A 17090-nucleotide genomic window follows, 5' to 3' on the forward strand; every position below is an offset into this window, starting at 1 on the left:
AAATTGGAGTTGATGAAGATGACAAAAAGACCAGAAGATACAAGAGTTGTGGTCGGTATGTCCGGAGGAGTCGATTCATCAGTTGCCGCTCTTATGCTAAAGGAGCAAGGCTATGATGTCATCGGCATATTTATGAAGAACTGGGATGACACTGATGAAAATGGTGTTTGCACAGCAACGGAAGACTATGAGGATGTCATCCGCGTATGTAACCAAATTGGAATCCCATATTATGCAGTAAATTTCGAGAAGCAATATTGGGACAAAGTGTTTCAATATTTCCTTGATGAATATAAAGCGGGCAGAACGCCAAACCCAGATGTCATGTGTAACAAAGAAATTAAGTTCAAGGCATTCCTTGAGCATGCATTGTCACTTGGTGCGGATTATTTGGCAACAGGACACTATGCCCGTGTTGATAGAACTGGTGATGAAGTCAAAATGCTGCGAGGTCTTGATGCAAACAAAGACCAAACGTATTTCTTAAATCAGCTGACACAGGAACAACTTGATAAAGTCATGTTCCCAATCGGTGATTTAGAGAAAAAAAGGGTTCGTGAATTGGCAAAAGAAGCAGAACTCGCAACAGCAACGAAAAAAGATTCAACAGGTATCTGCTTTATTGGAGAAAGAAACTTTAAAACGTTCCTCAGTCAATATTTGCCTGCGCAGCCTGGTGTGATGCAGACAATGGACGGAGAAGTAAAAGGGGAGCATGATGGACTGATGTATTACACAATCGGTCAGCGCCAAGGACTTGGCATTGGCGGCAGTGGTGATCCTTGGTTTGTTGTTGGGAAAGACTTGGAGAAAAACATCTTGTTTGTTGAACAAGGCTTCCACAATCCACTTTTATACTCTGAAAGCATTTCAGCCGTTAATATCAGCTGGACTCGTCCTCATATTGTCGGAGAAAACGGTGAATTAACGTGCACAGCAAAATTCAGATACCGTCAAGAAGATCACCATGTGAAGGTCAAAATGACAGGTGAGCAAGAAGCGATGGTTATCTTTGATGAACCTGTTCGTGCTGTTACCCCGGGACAAGCGGTTGTTTTTTATGATGGCGACGAATGTCTTGGCGGCGGTACAATTGACGATGTCTTCAAAGATGGTCAAAAGCTGTCGTATGTGTAGCATGTTTCAAAACCTCAACGTCGCTGTTGAGGTTTTTTAATGAAAGGATGAGAGAGCGAATGAATCATAACGAAATCGGCATAGAAGCCTTGAATCAAGGGAATATCGAAAAAGCTGCTGAAGCTTTTACAAAAGCGATCGAAGAAAGCCCGAAGGATCCGGTTCCATATATTAACTTTGCGAACTTACTTTCAAGTATCAATGAATTTGAACGTGCTTTAAACTTTTTTCAAAAAGCAATTGAACTTGATCATACCGCAGCTGCAGCCTATTACGGGGCAGGAAATGTGTATACACTAAAAGAAGACTTTATGAAAGCGAAAGATTATTTTGAACAAGCACTAAAAGCGGGCATGGAAAATAGTGATTTGTTTTATATGCTCGGGCAGACGCTCATCAAATTAGAGCAGCCAAAGCTTGCGATGCCGTATCTTCAGCGTGCCGTTGAACTAAACGAAGAAGATAATGAAGCAAGATTCCAATTTGGCATGTGCTTAGCCAATGAACACATGCTGGAAGAAGCGGTGACAACTTTTACTGAAGTCATCACGCGTGATCCGCAGCATGCAGACGCCTTTTATAATTTAGGGGTTGCGTATGCGTACTTAGAGAAAAAAGACGAAGCGCTTGAGATGCTGGGGAAAGCCATTGACGTGCAGCCTGACCATATGCTCGCACTACATGCGCAAAAGCTGATTCAAGAGGCAGAATAGATGGAAGGAGGGAAGACCTGTGCAGGAACATCCAGATCAAATGAAGCTTGAGGACGAACCGTTTTTAAAGGGGACCATTCAAGCCGTTATTTTCCATAATGAAAGTAATTTATACTCGGTGTTAAAGGTGAAAGTCATTGAAACATCGGAAAACTTAGAGGAAAAAACAGCATCTGTCACAGGCTACTTCCCAGCACTTCATGAGGAGGAAACCTACACCTTTTATGGCAAAGTCACAAGCCATCCGAAATTTGGTGAACAGTTTCAGGCCACTCATTTTCAAAAGGAAGTACCGACAACGAAGCAAGGCATCATACATTATCTCTCAAGTGATTTATTTGAGGGGATAGGAAAAAAGACGGCGGAAGAAATCGTGGGAAAGCTTGGCAATCAGACGCTTCATAAAATTATGCGTGACCCAGCTGTTTTGTACGATGTACCGCGCTTATCAAAAAAGAAGGCGGATAAGCTGGCCGCAGCGCTTCAGGAGCATCAAGGACTGGAACAAATCATGATCAGCCTGAATCAATATGGCTTTGGTCCGCAGCTCAGTATGAAGATTTACCAAGTGTACGAGAGTGAAACGCTGCAAAAGATCGAGGAAAATCCCTATCAGCTTGTTAAGGATGTTGAGGGAATCGGATTTATTAAGGCGGATGAGCTCGGCGCTAGAACAGGTATTTCAGGAAATGATCCAGAGCGGATTCGCGCAGCCTTGCTATATACAGTGGAGACAGCCAGTCTTCAGGACGGTCATACGTACATACAAACGAAAGATTTGATCGTCGAAACCCGCAAGCTGCTCAACCAAACAGGCAATGATTACAAAGTGACGGAAATGGATGTTGCCGATCAGATCATTGCACTTGGCGAAGGAAAAGAAATGATCATTGAAGATGACCGCTGCTATCATCCATCCTTATTTTATGCGGAGCAAAGTGTCGCCAAACGCATTCAAAAAATCGTCTCCCAAACGGAATATGCAGATCAATTTCCTGAATCAGAATTCCTCCTTGCACTTGGTGAGCTGGAGGAGCGATTAGGCGTCCAGTATGCACCGACACAAAAGGAAGCGATTCAAAAGGCACTTATGTCCCCGATGCTGCTTTTAACAGGCGGACCTGGTACAGGGAAGACGACGGTCATTAAAGGAATTGTCGAGCTTTACAGTGATCTTCACGGTGTATCTCTTGATCCGAGTGATTATAAAAAGGATGAATCCTTCCCATTTGTACTTGCGGCACCAACTGGCCGGGCGGCTAAACGGATGACAGAATCAACAGGGCTTCCAGCTGTCACCATTCACAGGCTATTAGGCTGGAACGGGTCGGAGGGCTTCTCGCATGATGAAGAACAGCCGATTGAAGGAAAGCTTGTCATCATTGATGAATCAAGTATGCTGGATATTTGGCTGGCGAATCATTTGTTTAAAGCCATTCCTGATCATATCCAAGTGATTATGGTAGGGGATGAACATCAGCTGCCTTCTGTCGGACCAGGCCAAGTTTTACGGGATTTGCTTGCCTCAAAAGCTGTGCCGGCTGTTACCCTGACAGATATTTATCGGCAGGCAGACGGCTCAACCATTGTTGAACTTGCCCATGATATGAAAAATGGTGTGCTGCCAAAGGATATTACTGCACGTTCAAAGGATCGGTCCTTCATTCAATGTTCAGCTGATCAAATGAAAGAAGTCATTGAGAAAGTCGTCAGCAATGCTGCTCAAAAAGGGTTTTCAGCAAAGGACATTCAAGTACTCGCACCGATGTATAAAGGAAAAGCAGGCATCAATGAGCTCAACAAAATGCTGCAGCACATTTTGAATCCTAAAAAACCAAAGGGCAGGGAAATCCCGTTTGGTGATGTGGTGTACCGGACAGGTGATAAGGTGCTTCAGCTTGTGAATCAGCCGGAGAACAACATTTTTAACGGCGATATCGGTGAAATTGTCTCGATTTTTTATGCAAAAGAAAATACAGAAAAAGAAGACATGGCTGTGATCTCCTTTGATGGAAATGAAATCACCTTTACAAAAAAAGATTTTCATCAATTTACCCATGCTTATTGCTGCTCTATTCACAAATCACAAGGAAGTGAATTCCCGATTGTTGTGCTGCCAGTCGTCAGGAGCTATTACCGAATGCTTCGGCGGAATCTACTGTACACAGCCATTACACGCAGTAAAAAGTTTTTAATACTGTGCGGCGAGGAATCAGCGCTGGAGTGGGGCGTGAAAAACAATGAGGATTCCCTCAGACAAACGTCCTTAACGATGCGGCTAGTGCAAACCGAACAAATCATGGATGCAGAACTTGAAGCGCTCCAAAAAGAGCTTCCATTTAGCGTACATGACGCAAATATTGGCATGGAGGGAATCACTCCGTTTGATTTTATGCATGAGTAGAAGGCTTCCATATGGAAGCCTCAGCGTGTAGACAAACCCTCGCATTCGTTGTCAATCCTGCGCTCCGGTGCTCACGAATGTCAAATTCGCTCCGCTCCGATGCTCGTCTTTCCTAGACTGCAAAGGTTTTCTATCACGCTGAAAAAAGACAAAGGGCTAAAATCAAGATCATTTTAGCCCTTTGTCAACAATCTGAGGCTTCCATACGGAAGCCTTTTAGCGTGAAAAGAACTTCACCCATTCCGTTCATGGAAGCCATTTCTTCGTATGAGTCATGAAGCAAACGCACACGCTAAGACTGTTCCGCAAAAGGTGGTTGAGCACATTTTGAGAACATGCCGAGAACTTGAAGGAATGACGATCTATACAGATGAGCTGTCCCAATCGCTTGGTTCCATAAAAGATATTTGCTTTTTAGCCGGAGGCAGCTGCGGAGGATATGTGTTAGAGGGGAAAAAGAAAGACTGTGCACTCATTCCATTCTCTGCTTTTGATCAGCTGACAGACAAAGGTTTATATGTGAGCTGCCAGGAGGGAGTAGGCATGGATTCCTCTGCCCCATCCTTGTTATTTTCGAAGTTAAAAAAGAAAATGATGCAGTCGCCAGATGGTGAAAATTTAGGCATTTTGGAAGATGTATACTTTTGCTCAAATTCGGGCACAATCGTAGCATATGAACTCTCGGACGGCTTCTTTACAGAATTATCAGGGATTCGGAAACAGCTGCAGGCTGCCGGAACCTTGATGAACGTTCAAAAGGAAGCACTAGTTCTAAACCGAACGTAAAGAGGTGCTGATTATGCTCATTTGCCCAAATTGCAAATGTAAAGACATCGGAAAAATTGGGGTCAATCAATATTATTGCTGGGGCTGTTTTATTGAATTGACGCTGTCAAAAGGCAAAATATCGACACACCAAGTGGAGGAAGACGGGACACTAAGCAGCTTAGATGATCTGTTTAGTGACGATGAACGTTCAATTCAACTATAAGTGTTAAGGGGGAATTTCGAATGGGCAAAATGACTTCTTCACTATTAACGCTTGGTGCAGGTGCACTTGCATATCACTTTGCAAGCCGATATGATATGCCATCAAAGCGGGATATGAAAAAGCTAAGAAAACGTGTTATGAGAATGATGTAAACAAGAGGGCTAAAATGATCTTCATTTTAGCCCTTTATTTTTTTCAGACCGGGGCACAGGGTTTGTCTATAAGCTGAGCTGTTACGCCTGCCTGTATTCTAATCGTCTTGCAAGAATGGATAAGCTGAAATTGACGACAAAATACATCATAGCCGCCAATAGGAAAATCGGCAGTAAATAGGATTGGCTTTGACCGTTTAATATTTGAGCGTGATGTAATAATTCTGGAAGCGCAATGACGACGGCAAGCGACGTATCTTTTAAAAGAGATATGAATTGACTGACAATTGGCGGCACCATTCTGCGCAGTGCCTGCGGCATAATAATTATTTTTAATGTTTGAATATAGGTTAAACCAGAAGACCTGGCTGCTTCAATCTGGCCCTTATCAATTGATTTAAGGCCGCTCCGAATAATTTCTGACAGCATCGCGGATTCAAACACAGTTAAAGCTGCAATGGCAGAGGCTGTGATGCTTAGCTTGATGCCGATTTCAGGTAATGCAAAATACGTGAAAAAGATGATCAGTAAAAGCGGCAGATTCCGAATAGTTTCTACAACAACCGCGAGCACTTTTGATAAAATCGGAATTTGAGCGAACCGTAATGTGCCGACGACTAATCCAATGATAAAGCTCAAAATGATGGAGATAAAAGCCACTTTTAAGGTGACAGCAAATCCTTCAAGTAAAAAGGCGAGATGATCAGGCTGGTAGGCACCTATAAAATCCATGATGATGTTTCCTCCTTTCTAGTGGCTTCTTGCTAATCTTCTTTCTAAATAACCAACACCTAGACTGAGCGGAATGGTTAATAGCAGATAGAACATGGCAACAAAGATGTAGACATCAAACGTCACAAATGTTCTAGATGCAATAAGGTCTCCCTGATACATGAGATCAAACCCTGCAATGACACCTAAAATCGAGGAGTTTTTGACAAGGTTAATAAATTGATTCCCAAGAGGGGGAATGACGATTTTAATCGCCTGCGGTAGAATGATATACCGCATCGTCCCGCCATATGACAGACCTGAAGCGCGGGCTGCTTCCATTTGTCCAAGCGGTACAGCTTGTATCCCTGCACGAATGGCTTCAGCAATAAAGGCAGACGTATAAATAGCAAGAGCGATCGTTCCAGCAGTAAAGCCATCTGCTACAATACCTAGCACCGGTAAACCGAAGAAGAAAACAAAGGTGATCAATAATAACGGAATATTCCGAATAAATTCTACATAAGCCGTTCCGAACCAGTTGAGCGGCCTAAATGGCGCAATTCTCATAATGGCAATGAGTGTACCGATCAAAAAGCTTCCAATCAGAGCAATGACACTTGCACCAATGGTATATTTAAAGCCTTCTAAATAAAGATGAAAATTTTCAGTGAGAATGGAAAACCGCAGCAATCAGTTCACTTCCTTCCTGATCAACAGGGGAGCCATGGATCGGCTCACCCTGAGGGCATTGATCTTAACGAATCAAATGTTATTCTTTGATCCATTTTTTAAGAATCTTGTCATACTCTCCATTGTCTTTTAACGTTTTTAAGGCTTTATTGATCGCATCTGTTAATTCTTGATCCCCTTTTTTCACAGCAATGCCATAAGGTTCATCTGTAAAGGTGCCGCCGACAACTTCGTAATTTGAATCCTCATCTGCCATACCAAATAAGATCGCATTATCAGTTGTCAGCACTTGCCCTTGATTTGATTTTAAAGCTGTAAAAGCCTCTTGATAGTTCTCGAATTCTAATACGGATGCTTCAGGTGCTTTCTCACGGATATTTTGAGAAGAAGTAGAGCCTTTCACGGCCAGCACCTTCGTTCCTTTTTTAAGATCATCAATGGATTGAATGTCGCTTCCTTTTTTCACAAGCAGTGATTGTCCTGCTTCAAAGTAAACATCTGAGAAATTGACTTCTTTTTTACGCTCTTCTGTAATTGTCATGGTCGCAACAATCGCATGGATATCTCCTTTTTGAAGCAAAGGAATTCTTGTTTTAGAGGTCACTTCCTTAAATTCTGCTTTCCCTTCATCGCCAAGTATTTCCTTTGTGATGGCTTTTGCAATATCAATATCAAATCCTTCAATCTCGCCGCTGCTCGGATTTTTTAGACCGAATAGACGTGTGTCATTTTTTACACCGAAAATAATTTTTTTATCTTTCTTAATGGCTTCTAATGAGCTTCCTTGTTTTGCATCAGTTGAGCCTTTTTCAGTGGATCCGCAAGCAGCCAAAGCGGCGATGCAGCAAGTCATAAAGAGCAGCAGGCCAAAGCGTTTCATTTTTTTCATTAAACCATTCCCCCTAGTGATTTAAAATACGGCTTAAAAATAATTGAGCACGTTTCTCCTGCGGTTTTTCATAAAATGCAGCTGGTGTTGATTCTTCAAGAATTCTGCCTTCATCAATAAAGACAATGCGGTCGGCCACCTCGCGGGCAAAGCCCATCTCATGTGTGACGACAACCATGGTCATGCCTTCTCGGGCCAGCTGCTTCATCACATCTAAAACCTCGCCGATCATCTCTGGATCAAGTGCAGATGTCGGTTCGTCAAAAAGCATCACCTCTGGCTTCATCGCAAGCCCTCTTGCAATGGCAACGCGCTGCTGCTGTCCGCCCGAGAGTCGTGAAGGATAGGTATCTGCTTTTTCAGGAATGCCGACTTTATTTAAATAAAATTCAGCTGTTTCCTTTGCTTCTTCCTTGCTCACTTTTTTGACCTTCATCGGTGCAAGCATAATGTTTTCAAGCACCGTCTTATGCGGATAGAGGTGAAAATGCTGAAAGACCATTCCGATATTTTGCCTGACAAGATTGATGTTGGTCTTCGGATGCTGAACAGACACTTGGTTGACGAGAACTTTTCCCGCATCAATGCTTTCAAGACGATTGATACACCTGAGCATCGTGCTTTTACCAGATCCTGAAGGACCGATGATCACAACAACCTCCCCTTTTTGAATATGTAGGTTAATGTCCTTAAGTACATGGAAGTGGCCATAATGCTTGTTGACTTCTTCGAATGTGATCATGAAGAACCTCCTCTTGTGTTTCATTGGCTAAAGCTAAAGTGGATTCTAGCATAACTTGTGTAAAAAGAAGTAAATAATGGAATATTTTCTGACGAGATTTTACAGCAAATAGTGACTTTGGATGGAGCTGTATGTTTCATGTGTATTCATTTTTAACAAAGTTAGGACAAATTTTATTTACGTGGATAATTGCAGAAGATGGTTAAACAATAAGAAAAGAGGTGAAAAAGGTGAAGAAACGTCCGATCCAATTTCTGATATATGCTGCAGGGGTCCTGCTTGTCCTTGCATCCTTGCTCATTTTACTGCAGCTCGACGAGTTATGGATGCCTATTTTTTTATTGCTGAAGGCGGTTCTCATTCCGCTTCTCATCGCCATTTTTATTTCTTATCTGCTTTATCCGATTGTGGAAAGACTGCATGCACGAGGGCTGCCGAGAACAGTCAGTCTCTTACTCATCTATGTCCTGTTTTTTGGCGGGATTGGGTTTGCGGTTTATAAAGGAGCGCCTGTAATGATCGCACAGTTAAATGAGCTGTCAGAACAAATTCCTGTCCTCGCCGAAACTTATAATGGCGCTTTATCACATATTCATCGTCATACTAGCCACTGGCCTGACGGACTTCACGAGCGCTTGGACCGCTTCATTGTTCAATCGGAGACATATGCAGCCAATAGTGCTGAGCGGATGATCCTTAGCTGTAAGGTTTTATTTGATTACGCATTAGTCGCAGCACTCATTCCTTTTCTTGTTTTTTATATGGTGAAGGACATGAACACGATGAAGCGGGCGGCATGGTATTTAACACCGCCATCATTTAGGAAGAGGGGGCATGCTTTTGTCAAAGCAGTGGATGAATCGCTTGGTGATTATATTCGAGGGCAGCTGCTTGTCTGTTCTTTAATTGGTGGTGCAGCAGCTATTGTGCTCTGGCTTTTTCATATCCCGTATCCGCTTGTCCTTGGGATGCTGATAGGAGCAACGAACGTGATACCGTATTTTGGACCGATTATTGGCGCAGTTCCTGCCATCTTTATTGCGTTTACCATCTCAGTGAAATCGGTCATCATTGTGCTGATCACAGTAGCGGTGCTGCAATTTTTAGAGAGCAATGTTCTCAGCCCGATCATTGTAGGGCGAAGTCTTCATATGCATCCTGTCGTCATTATGCTTGTCTTGCTTGCAGGAGGGGAGCTGTTTGGCTTAATTGGGATGATTTTAGCCGTACCAGCAGCTGCGATTATCAGGGTGATCATTGTGCAATATATCCTGATGAGACGAAGCGTTCATTGACAAGACGAGCCGAGTTGTCTATAATAATTTCGATTCATACATATTGAAATTCAATGACGGACCCGAGTACGTTAAAAAGCTGTTGCAGAGAGAGGCTTTATTTGCTGAGAAAAGCCTTATCAGACCTTTAACGGAAGCTAGTCCCGAGTGCAGATAAACACTGCCGCTCTCTTCCGGCGTTATCGGATGTGAAGGTGATAGACGAATTTGTCTATAATCAGGGTGGTACCGCGAGAACATCTCGTCCCTGTGTAAGTCGTTTTGTGCTTGCATAGGGCGGGATGTTTTTTCGTTTGTGTGGAGATTGATGAATGATAAGGGAGGATTTTTTTGAATGAAAACTTTAACTTCAGCTCAAGTACGTCAAATGTTTTTAGACTTTTTTAAAGAAAAAGGACATGCTGTAGAACCGAGTGCGTCTCTTGTACCGCATGACGATCCGACACTTTTATGGATCAACAGTGGTGTGGCAACATTAAAAAAATACTTTGATGGCCGCGTCGTACCTGAAAATCCGCGTATTTGCAACGCGCAAAAATCGATTCGTACAAATGATATTGAAAATGTAGGGAAGACAGCACGCCATCACACGTTCTTTGAAATGCTTGGCAACTTCTCTATTGGTGACTACTTTAAAGAAGAGGCCATTGAATGGGCGTGGGAATTCCTCACAAGTGACGAGTGGATTGGTTTTGATCCGAATTTATTATCTGTGACAGTCCACCCAGAGGACGAAGAAGCGTATATCCTTTGGAGAGATAAAATTGGTGTGCCTGAAGAACGTATTATCCGTCTTGAAGGCAACTTCTGGGATATTGGCGAGGGCCCAAGCGGACCGAATACAGAAATTTTCTATGACCGCGGTGAATCATACGGTCACGACATGAACGATCCAGAATTATATCCAGGCGGGGAAAACGAGCGTTATTTAGAAGTATGGAATCTTGTGTTCTCTGAATTCAACCATAATCCAGATGGGTCATACACACCACTGCCGAAGAAAAACATTGATACAGGGATGGGTCTTGAACGAATGGTATCTGTCATTCAAAACGTGCCGACGAACTTCGATACAGACCTATTCATGCCAATTATTCGCGCAGTCGAAACGATCTCTGGAGAAAGCTATGGCGAAACAAAGGAAAAGGATACAGCATTCAAAGTGATTGCTGACCACATCCGGACAGTTGCCTTTGCTGTAAGTGACGGAGCACTTCCTTCCAATGAAGGCCGCGGATATGTATTAAGACGTTTGCTGCGCCGCGCTGTGCGTTATGCAAAAACGATCCATATCCACCGTCCGTTTATGTATGATTTAGTGCCAGTTGTTGCTGAAATCATGAAGGATTTCTACCCAGATGTACAAGCAAAAGAAGAATTTATTGCGAAAGTCATCAAAAACGAAGAAGAACGTTTCCACGAAACACTGAACGAAGGGTTAGCCATTTTGTCAGAAGTGATCAAGAAAGAAAGAGACAAAGGCAGCTCACAAATTTCAGGTGAAGATGTATTTAAGCTGTATGACACGTATGGATTCCCTGTCGAGCTGACAGAAGAATACGCAGAAGATGAGAACATGACAGTTGATCGAGAAGGCTTCCAAGCGGAAATGGAGAAGCAACGAGAACGGGCAAGAAATGCGAGACAAGATGTCGGCAGTATGCAGGTTCAAGGCGGCGCTCTAGGTGATATTAAAGTAGAAAGCACCTTCGTTGGCTATGAAAATCTAACAGCAGATGCCCGTATTATTGAATTGCTTCAAAATGGTGAAATTGTCTCTGAAGCACATGAAGGAGACACGGTGCAAATCTTGTTAGATGAAACACCTTTCTATGCGGAAAGCGGCGGACAAGTGGCGGATAAAGGAACACTAAAAAGTGCAGAAGCCATCATTGAGATCAAAGATGTGAAAAAAGCGCCAAACGGTCAGCATGTCCATGAAGGAGTCGTCGTAAGCGGTACGGCTCAAAAAGGTCTCGAGGTCACTGCAGAAGTGAAATCAGCTCTTCGAAAAGGCATTGTCAAAAACCATACAGCGACACACCTTCTGCATCAGGCGCTAAAAGACGTATTAGGCAGCCACGTAAACCAAGCAGGTTCATTGGTAAATGAAAACAGACTTCGCTTTGATTTCTCTCACTTTGGACAAGTGACGAAAGAAGAATTGTCTCAAATTGAAAAAATCGTCAACGAAAAAATTTGGGAAGGCATCTCTGTTGCCATTGACCTGAAACCAATTGCCGAAGCAAAAGAAATGGGGGCAATGGCGCTCTTTGGCGAGAAGTATGGCGATATTGTCCGTGTTGTCCAAGTGGGCGATTACAGCATCGAGCTATGCGGTGGCTGTCACGTGCAAAACACTGCGGAAATCGGTTTGTTTAAAATTGCATCTGAGTCGGGTATTGGTGCTGGAACACGCCGTATTGAAGCTGTGACTGGTAAAGGTGCCTATGAAGAATTAAATGAGCAGCTGGCGATTTTAGAGCAGGCTGCAAGTGAGCTGAAGTCAAATACGAAGGATGTCCCAAAACGAATCGCTTCATTACAGGCAGATTTAAAAGAGGTTCAAAGAGAAAACGAATCTCTTCTTGCGAAACTAAGCCAAGCAGAAGCAGGCTCTATTTTAGAGAAAGTGACAGAAGTTGGTGGAGTGAAAGTACTAACTGAAAAAGTAAATGCTAAAGATATGAACCATTTAAGAACAATGGTTGATGACTTGAAAGCTAAATTAGGATCAGCTGTCATCGTCCTGGGAGCCGTTCAAAACGGAAAAGTAAATATTTCAGCAGGAGTGACAAAAGACGTGATCGAAAAAGGTCTGCATGCAGGGAAGCTTGTGAAGCAGGCAGCTGAAATCTGCGGCGGAGGCGGAGGCGGACGTCCAGACATGGCACAAGCAGGCGGAAAACAACCAGAAAAGCTTGAAGAAGCATTGGCAACTGTCGAAGAATCTGTCAAATCCGTTTTATAATCAGGCAATGTAGTGTAGAATAATGGTATTAGATGAGCGGTTAGAAAAAAAGCTTGCTAGTAGAATGTTGGAAGAGAGGTGCAAGAAGCAGTGAGTTCATTTGATAAGACAATGAAGTTTAACTTCTCTGATGATTCAGCTGAAACCAATGTGAATGAAGTGCTCATTACAGTTCATGACGCACTCCAAGAAAAAGGATACAACCCGATCAATCAAATTGTCGGATACTTGCTGTCAGGCGACCCTGCTTATATTCCAAGACATCAGGATGCACGCAACCTAATTCGTAAACTAGAACGAGACGAATTAATTGAGGAATTGGTTAAATCGTACTTAGAGACACATAAAGAGGCGTAAAACATGAGAATTTTGGGCTTAGATTTAGGCACGAAAACCCTTGGTGTTGCGATCAGTGATGAAATGGGATGGACAGCTCAAGGGATTGAAACAATTAAAATTGATGAAGCAGGCGGAAACTTTGGTCTCAGCCGCCTGTCTGAGATCGTTGCAGAATATGGAGCGGATAAAATTGTACTTGGCTTTCCAAAAAATATGAACGGCACGGTCGGTCCTAGAGGCGAAGCCAGCCAATCATTTGCGAAAGTGCTAGAAAACACGTACAATGTTCCTGTTGTGCTTTGGGACGAGCGTCTGTCAACAATGGCAGCGGAAAAAATGCTCATCTCTGCAGATGTGAGCAGACAAAAGCGTAAAAAAGTCATTGATAAAATGGCGGCTGTCATGATCCTGCAAGGATATTTAGACAGCTTAAATTAAAATGAGGTGAATCAAATGGAACACGGAGAAAAGCAAATTACAATCGTTGATGATAATGGAAATGAACAGCTTTGCGAAGTACTATTTACTTTTGAAAGCGACCATTTTAACAAATCTTATGTCCTTTACTACCCAATTTCTGAGCAAGACAATGAGGAAATTGAAATTCATGCATCAAGCTTCACACCGAATGAAGACGGTGAAGATGGCGAGCTAGAGCCGATTGAAACGGATGAAGAGTGGGATATGATTGAAGAAACGCTAAATACGTTCTTAGATCAAGAAGACGAAGAATAAGAACAAAAAAAAGACCTGTGAACAGATCTTCTTGATCTTCTTCACAGGTCTTTTTTTACGATTATTATGTTAACTTAAATTTATTTTGTGTTGACATAATGAACTGTACCTTTTACTCTGTTTTTAACAATAATTTGAGTGAGGGGCATGAATATTGAGAATTCAAGATATGATGCAAATAGCGTTAATGACAGCAGTTATCGGGATGTTAGGCTTGATCCCGCCGATTTTACTGACATTTACACCTGTACCGATTACATTGCAAACCGCAGGTCTTTTGCTTGCTGGGGGGCTGTTAAAGCCAAAACAAGCATTGATCAGTTTATGTCTTTTTCTATTGATTGTGGCAGCAGGCGCACCTCTTTTATCAGGCGGGAGAGGCGGAATTGGGGTCTTTTTTGGGCCAAGTGGTGGTTTTCTACTTGCCTATCCGGCTGCTGCCTTCATGATCAGCCTATGGGTAAACCGGCTGAAAAAAGTAACCGCACTGCGTCTTTTTGTGATCTATGCGGTTTGCAGTATTGTGATTTTGTATATGTGCGGCATTCCTTTTCAAGCCATGATGATGCATATTAAGGTCTCGCAGGCCGCTTTTCTTAGTTTGATTTATCTTCCAGGTGATCTCATCAAAGCGGGAATGTGTGCTGTCTTTACGGTCAGAATCATTCAGGCCATGTCATATCGAAAAAGGGATCTGTCTAAAGGGAGGCGTGCAGTTTGATCAGAATAACGGGAAGCTATGCAGTACATGCAGAAATGAAACGAGATCAGATTGCCATCATAGATGAGCAAGAAAGTATTACATATCAAGATTGGTATGAACGTGTGCAGAGAGCGGCACAGTGGTTACAAGGAACGGCTCATCAGCAAAAAAGAATCGCTTTTTTATTATCAAATGGTGCTTCTTTTCTTCAAATATTTGCGGGCGCTGCTTGTGCAGGGTGGACAGCCGTTCCGCTTGATCCGAGATGGAGTCATGAAGAATGTGTAGAAAAACTCTTGTTAAGTGAGGCGGATCTCGCCATTATAGAGGATCGATTTATGAAAAGATTTGAACAGGGCAGCGTGGACATGCCGATTCTTTCTATATCTGAATGGAAGGAAAGAATCAGCCTTCTCACAGACAACAGTCCTTATAACACCTGCGATACCGAGAAGGACCCTGTCTTTTATATGGGATTTACGTCAGGATCAACGGGCTCACCTAAAGCCTTTATTAGGCGTCAGCAATCATGGATCGAGAGCTTTCAAATGACCGCCGCTTCATTTGGAATCACTCATCAAGATCATGCTCTTATATTAGGTACGCTCTTATCCTCTCATTTTTTATATGGTGCCATCAGTACATTATACTTTGGCGGCACAGTGACGCTTTTAGAAAAATTTGTGCCAGGAAAAGCGAAGCAAGCCTTAGACACAGGTGATATCACAGTGATGTATACTGTCCCAACAATGACAGAAACGTTACTGCAAATCGATGCTTTTAAAGGAGACAATCCGCTTCTTGTCATGTCATCGGGAGCAGATTGGAGCATCTCTTCAAAAGAACAGCTCGTCTCCAACTATCCATATATCACTTTTTTTGATTTTTATGGTACTTCAGAGTTAAGTTTTGTCTCTTATTTGTCTTCAAATGACTTTCTGCAAAAACCTTCTTCTGTTGGACGGCCTTTCTCCTCCATTCAAGTAGAAGTAAGGCGCCCCGATCAATCTGTCTGTCAACCATATGAAATAGGGAGGATTTATGTGAAGAGCCCAATGACTTTTTCAGGCTACTTGCATGAGGAGAAACCACCGCAGGAGTGGCTGACTGTTTACGATATGGGGTGGCTGGATGAAGACGGTTATCTGTATATGAGCGGTCGTGAGAATGGCATGATCGTCTATGGAGGACTGAATATTTTCCCAGAGGAAATTGAGCGCGTGCTAAATGAACAGCCAGAGGTGAAGCGGTCGATTGTGGTTGGCGTTCCTGACCCATATTGGGGTGAAATCCCTGTTGCCATACTGGAGCAAGTGCAGCAAATAAAGGTGGTTCGACAAGCTGTTAAAGAAAAGCTTGCGGCCTACAAGGTACCAAAAAAATGGCTTGTGATTGATCAAATGATTGAAACATCCGGCGGAAAAATTGCCCGCGTGAGCATGAAAAGGTGGGCGGAGGAGCAATTGTCATGCAAGCGGTGATTGTACAAGCAAAACGAACACCCTTCGGTGACAAAAATGGGATGCTGAAAAATTATCGCCCAGAGCAATTAGCCGCTCCCCTTATTCGGCATTTGTCTCAGAACATGACACCGGATGACGTCATATTAGGCAATGTCGTCGGAGGCGGTGGAAATATGGCCCGTCTGTCTTCATTAGAAGCAGGGCTCCCTTTACACGTTCCCGGTATGACGATTGACAGGCAATGTGCCTCTGGTCTTGAAGCGATCAGAACAGCATGCGTCATGGTTCAATCGGGGGAGGGATCGATGTATATCGCTGGCGGGACTGAGAGCATTTCCAGATCACCAATGAAAGAAAGAGCCCGCTTTTCACCGGAGTGGATAGGAGATCCGCATATGGGAGAAGCAGCAGAGCTGACCGCGTCGGCATTTTCTGTCACGAGAAAAGAACAAGATGACTATGCCCTTTTAAGCTGGGAAAGAAGTTTAGCCGCCTTCAAACATGGTACATATGCAGAAGAAATCGTTTCGATTGACGGACTGAGCATAGATGAAGCGGCTGCTAAAATAAGACCGATGGCAAAACTGATCAACCGGGCAAAACCTGTATTTTTGCCGGGTAAAGGAACTGTGACCGCCGCCAATAGCTGTAAGGAAGCAGACGGAGCAGCTGCCGTCGCTGTGATGGAAAGATCGCTAGCGGAAGCAAGTGGATGTAAGGCGATGTTACGGTATGCCGGAAGTGCTGTGACAGCGATACATCCTCATTTTCCAGCTGCTTCACCAATTGATGCGATCAAGAAACTTTTACATCAAGAAAACATCAAGGCAGAGGAAGTGGCGCTATTTGAAATCAATGAAGCGTTTGCGCTGAAAGCAGCACTTATTGCTCGGACGCTGGGTATACCATATGACCGGATCAATAGAAGAGGCGGTGCACTATGCCTTGGGCATCCATACAGCGCGTCAGGAGCTGCTATGATGGTGAGATTATTTTATGAAGCGCACGCTTTACCGAATGGAAGCTATGTCATCGCTGCTATTGGAAGCGGTGGCGGCGTTGGTTTAGCCGTTTTGTGGCAAGTTTTGTCATGACATGCATGAGCAAGGAATTGCCGAACTCCGTCGAATCATGTACTATAAAAGCTAGATG

The 17090-nt window shown here is 43.3% G+C and carries 18 protein-coding genes and 1 other annotated feature; of the genes, 14 read left to right on the forward strand and 4 right to left on the reverse strand.

The features are described 5' to 3' along the window. Positions 1 to 18 precede the first annotated feature (18 nt). The 6 genes from mnmA to V6Z54_RS13990 all read left to right on the forward strand — a co-directional run bounded on the left by mnmA (position 19) and on the right by V6Z54_RS13990 (position 5397). Positions 19 to 1137 (forward strand): tRNA 2-thiouridine(34) synthase MnmA, encoded by a 1119-nt coding sequence (mnmA, locus tag V6Z54_RS13965; protein ID WP_039180282.1) that lies wholly within the window; start codon positions 19 to 21, stop codon positions 1135 to 1137. Positions 1138 to 1196: 59 nt separating this feature from the next. Further along, positions 1197 to 1850, forward strand: a complete 654-nt coding sequence (locus V6Z54_RS13970) for a tetratricopeptide repeat protein (RefSeq protein ID WP_025092425.1) — start codon at positions 1197 to 1199, stop codon at positions 1848 to 1850. Positions 1851 to 1869: 19 nt separating this feature from the next. Then, entirely contained in the window at positions 1870 to 4254 is a 2385-nt protein-coding gene (locus tag V6Z54_RS13975; protein WP_073979787.1) for an ATP-dependent RecD-like DNA helicase, read from the forward strand. Between the two features lie 267 nt (positions 4255 to 4521). After that, the gene (locus V6Z54_RS13980) at positions 4522 to 5040 is read left to right on the forward strand and encodes a PRC-barrel domain-containing protein (RefSeq protein WP_052468237.1); all 519 of its coding nucleotides are present in this window, start codon (positions 4522 to 4524) and stop codon (positions 5038 to 5040) included. A gap of 13 nt (positions 5041 to 5053) precedes the next feature. Continuing rightward, positions 5054 to 5245: a hypothetical protein gene (locus V6Z54_RS13985; RefSeq protein ID WP_003216308.1), complete on the forward strand. Its 192-nt coding sequence runs from the start codon at positions 5054 to 5056 to the stop codon at positions 5243 to 5245. A 20-nt stretch (positions 5246 to 5265) separates the two neighbouring features. Further along, on the forward strand, positions 5266 to 5397 hold the full coding sequence (locus V6Z54_RS13990) for a YrzQ family protein (protein ID WP_003216198.1): 132 nt from the start codon (positions 5266 to 5268) through the stop codon (positions 5395 to 5397). Positions 5398 to 5478: 81 nt separating this feature from the next. Here the strand turns inward: V6Z54_RS13990 and V6Z54_RS13995 are convergent, their stop codons facing one another. The 4 genes from V6Z54_RS13995 to V6Z54_RS14010 form a co-directional block, all read right to left on the reverse strand. Then, positions 5479 to 6129: an amino acid ABC transporter permease gene (locus V6Z54_RS13995; RefSeq protein WP_073979786.1), complete on the reverse strand. Its 651-nt coding sequence runs from the start codon at positions 6127 to 6129 to the stop codon at positions 5479 to 5481. A gap of 18 nt (positions 6130 to 6147) precedes the next feature. Beyond that, positions 6148 to 6801 carry an amino acid ABC transporter permease gene (locus V6Z54_RS14000; RefSeq protein ID WP_039180271.1) on the reverse strand — a complete coding sequence of 218 codons (654 nt, stop codon included), beginning with the start codon at positions 6799 to 6801 and terminating at the stop codon, positions 6148 to 6150. Between the two features lie 79 nt (positions 6802 to 6880). After that, positions 6881 to 7690, reverse strand: a complete 810-nt coding sequence (locus V6Z54_RS14005) for a transporter substrate-binding domain-containing protein (protein WP_041086398.1) — start codon at positions 7688 to 7690, stop codon at positions 6881 to 6883. A 13-nt stretch (positions 7691 to 7703) separates the two neighbouring features. Then, the gene (locus tag V6Z54_RS14010) at positions 7704 to 8432 is read right to left on the reverse strand and encodes an amino acid ABC transporter ATP-binding protein (RefSeq protein WP_041086396.1); all 729 of its coding nucleotides are present in this window, start codon (positions 8430 to 8432) and stop codon (positions 7704 to 7706) included. 230 nt (positions 8433 to 8662) lie between these two features. Here V6Z54_RS14010 and V6Z54_RS14015 point away from each other — a divergent pair, with 230 nt between their 5' ends. The 8 genes from V6Z54_RS14015 (at position 8663) to V6Z54_RS14050 (ending at position 17032) form a co-directional block, all read left to right on the forward strand. After that, the gene (locus tag V6Z54_RS14015) at positions 8663 to 9727 is read left to right on the forward strand and encodes an AI-2E family transporter (RefSeq protein WP_041086393.1); all 1065 of its coding nucleotides are present in this window, start codon (positions 8663 to 8665) and stop codon (positions 9725 to 9727) included. 44 nt (positions 9728 to 9771) lie between these two features. Beyond that, positions 9772 to 9979: a binding site (T-box leader), on the forward strand. A gap of 82 nt (positions 9980 to 10061) precedes the next feature. Then, positions 10062 to 12698, forward strand: a complete 2637-nt coding sequence (gene alaS / locus V6Z54_RS14020; RefSeq protein WP_338527433.1) for an alanine--tRNA ligase — start codon at positions 10062 to 10064, stop codon at positions 12696 to 12698. 90 nt (positions 12699 to 12788) lie between these two features. Then, entirely contained in the window at positions 12789 to 13055 is a 267-nt protein-coding gene (locus V6Z54_RS14025; protein WP_008358522.1) for an IreB family regulatory phosphoprotein, read from the forward strand. Positions 13056 to 13058: 3 nt separating this feature from the next. After that, the gene (ruvX, locus tag V6Z54_RS14030) at positions 13059 to 13475 is read left to right on the forward strand and encodes a Holliday junction resolvase RuvX (protein ID WP_041086389.1); all 417 of its coding nucleotides are present in this window, start codon (positions 13059 to 13061) and stop codon (positions 13473 to 13475) included. Between the two features lie 15 nt (positions 13476 to 13490). Further along, positions 13491 to 13772 carry a DUF1292 domain-containing protein gene (locus tag V6Z54_RS14035; protein WP_024423112.1) on the forward strand — a complete coding sequence of 94 codons (282 nt, stop codon included), beginning with the start codon at positions 13491 to 13493 and terminating at the stop codon, positions 13770 to 13772. A gap of 154 nt (positions 13773 to 13926) precedes the next feature. Continuing rightward, positions 13927 to 14493, forward strand: a complete 567-nt coding sequence (locus tag V6Z54_RS14040; protein WP_073979784.1) for a biotin transporter BioY — start codon at positions 13927 to 13929, stop codon at positions 14491 to 14493. After that, complete coding sequence (locus V6Z54_RS14045) at positions 14493 to 15956, forward strand: acyl-CoA synthetase (RefSeq protein WP_338527976.1); 1464 nt, start codon at positions 14493 to 14495, stop codon at positions 15954 to 15956. The genes V6Z54_RS14040 and V6Z54_RS14045 overlap by 1 nt, the downstream gene beginning before the upstream one ends. Continuing rightward, on the forward strand, positions 15944 to 17032 hold the full coding sequence (locus V6Z54_RS14050) for an acetyl-CoA C-acyltransferase (RefSeq protein WP_073979783.1): 1089 nt from the start codon (positions 15944 to 15946) through the stop codon (positions 17030 to 17032). The genes V6Z54_RS14045 and V6Z54_RS14050 overlap by 13 nt, the downstream gene beginning before the upstream one ends. The last annotated feature ends 58 nt before the right edge of the window (positions 17033 to 17090 follow it).

The sequence above is a fragment of the Bacillus sp. MAG717A genome, from assembly GCF_036884855.1.
Classification (GTDB): domain Bacteria; phylum Bacillota; class Bacilli; order Bacillales; family Bacillaceae; genus Bacillus; species Bacillus safensis.

Bases quoted from the DNA above. Each gene is read 5' to 3' on its own strand.
- mnmA (WP_039180282.1), top strand. From the start codon at position 19: ATGACAAAAAGACCAGAAGATACAAGAGTTGTGGTCGGTATGTCCGGA.
- V6Z54_RS13970 (WP_025092425.1), top strand. From the start codon at position 1,197: ATGAATCATAACGAAATCGGCATAGAAGCCTTGAATCAAGGGAATATC.
- V6Z54_RS13980 (WP_052468237.1), top strand. From the start codon at position 4,522: ATGAGTCATGAAGCAAACGCACACGCTAAGACTGTTCCGCAAAAGGTG.
- V6Z54_RS13985 (WP_003216308.1), top strand. From the start codon at position 5,054: ATGCTCATTTGCCCAAATTGCAAATGTAAAGACATCGGAAAAATTGGG.
- V6Z54_RS13990 (WP_003216198.1), top strand. From the start codon at position 5,266: ATGGGCAAAATGACTTCTTCACTATTAACGCTTGGTGCAGGTGCACTT.
- V6Z54_RS13995 (WP_073979786.1), bottom strand. From the start codon at position 6,129: ATGGATTTTATAGGTGCCTACCAGCCTGATCATCTCGCCTTTTTACTT.
- V6Z54_RS14005 (WP_041086398.1), bottom strand. From the start codon at position 7,690: ATGAAAAAAATGAAACGCTTTGGCCTGCTGCTCTTTATGACTTGCTGC.
- V6Z54_RS14010 (WP_041086396.1), bottom strand. From the start codon at position 8,432: ATGATCACATTCGAAGAAGTCAACAAGCATTATGGCCACTTCCATGTA.
- alaS (WP_338527433.1), top strand. From the start codon at position 10,062: ATGAAAACTTTAACTTCAGCTCAAGTACGTCAAATGTTTTTAGACTTT.
- ruvX (WP_041086389.1), top strand. From the start codon at position 13,059: ATGAGAATTTTGGGCTTAGATTTAGGCACGAAAACCCTTGGTGTTGCG.
- V6Z54_RS14035 (WP_024423112.1), top strand. From the start codon at position 13,491: ATGGAACACGGAGAAAAGCAAATTACAATCGTTGATGATAATGGAAAT.
- V6Z54_RS14050 (WP_073979783.1), top strand. From the start codon at position 15,944: ATGCAAGCGGTGATTGTACAAGCAAAACGAACACCCTTCGGTGACAAA.